The organism is Streptomyces lavendofoliae (genome assembly GCF_014649735.1).
Taxonomy (GTDB): domain Bacteria; phylum Actinomycetota; class Actinomycetes; order Streptomycetales; family Streptomycetaceae; genus Streptomyces; species Streptomyces lavendofoliae.
The window spans coordinates 1-919 of record NZ_BMTP01000060.1; the positions used below are offsets into that span (position 1 = coordinate 1).

Sequence of the window (919 nt, forward strand, 5' to 3'; positions counted from 1 at the left end):
CATGAACCGCAGTGAGCTGGTGGCCGCCCTGGCCGACCGTGCCGAGGTGACCCGCAAGGACGCCGACGCCGTGCTGGCCGCGCTCGCCGAGACCGTCGGCGAGGTCGTCGCCAAGGGCGACGAGAAGGTCACCATCCCCGGCTTCCTGACCTTCGAGCGCACCCACCGTGCCGCTCGCACCGCTCGTAACCCGCAGACCGGCGACCCGATCAACATCCCGGCCGGCTACAGCGTGAAGGTCTCCGCGGGCTCCAAGCTCAAGGAAGCCGCCAAGGGCAAGTAAGCCCCCAGGCGCGTACAAGGGCGGCCACCCCACGAGGGGTGACCGCCCTTACGCATGCCCCTGCGCATGCCGGACGGCCCCCCCGCGACCGCCCGCCCGGCCCCGGCGGGCCCCCGCGGCCGCCGCCCGGACGCCGCACAACGGGCCGTGGAAGGGCGGGAGGGCGGGCGGGGCCCCTAAGGGGGGCGTACAGCCTGTACGTCCCGTACAGCGGCTCCTGGGGCCCTCCCCGGGACGTTCACGGCGTTCCGGGCGGCCCGCCGCACCGGGGCCGTGAGCCGCGGACGCGGGCCACCGGGCGCCGCCGCCCCCGGCGTACCACCGCCGAGGCCCCGTACCGGCCCCGTGCGGGCCCCGGAACGGCCGACGGCCCCTCGCCGGTGGCGAGGGGCCGTCGGTACGGCTCACGGGGCGTCAGACGATCGCGCTGCCGGGCAGTTCGACCTTCGCGCCGAGTTCCACGAGCTTCTCCATGAAGTTCTCGTAGCCGCGGTTGATCAGGTCGATGCCGTGCACCCGCGACGTGCCCTGGGCCGCCAGGGCGGCGATCAGGTACGAGAAGCCACCGCGCAGGTCGGGGATGACCAGGTCCGCGCCCTGGAGTTTGGTCGGGCCGGACACCACCGCCGAGTGCAG

2 protein-coding genes are annotated in these 919 nt (G+C 75.0%); one reads left to right on the top strand and one right to left on the bottom strand.

The window, feature by feature from the left end:
* The first annotated feature begins 1 nt into the window (after nt 1).
* Complete coding sequence (locus IE109_RS32820) at nt 2–283, top strand: HU family DNA-binding protein (RefSeq protein WP_017237029.1); 282 nt, start codon at nt 2–4, stop codon at nt 281–283.
* A gap of 414 nt (nt 284–697) precedes the next feature.
* Here IE109_RS32820 and IE109_RS32825 read toward each other — a convergent pair.
* The coding region (locus tag IE109_RS32825; protein ID WP_506417195.1) for a carboxyvinyltransferase at nt 698–919 on the bottom strand (222 nt) is incomplete at its 5' end.

Coding starts and splice junctions, on each gene's coding strand:
- IE109_RS32820 (WP_017237029.1), top strand. CDS start 2: ATGAACCGCAGTGAGCTGGTGGCCGCCCTGGCCGACCGTGCCGAGGTG.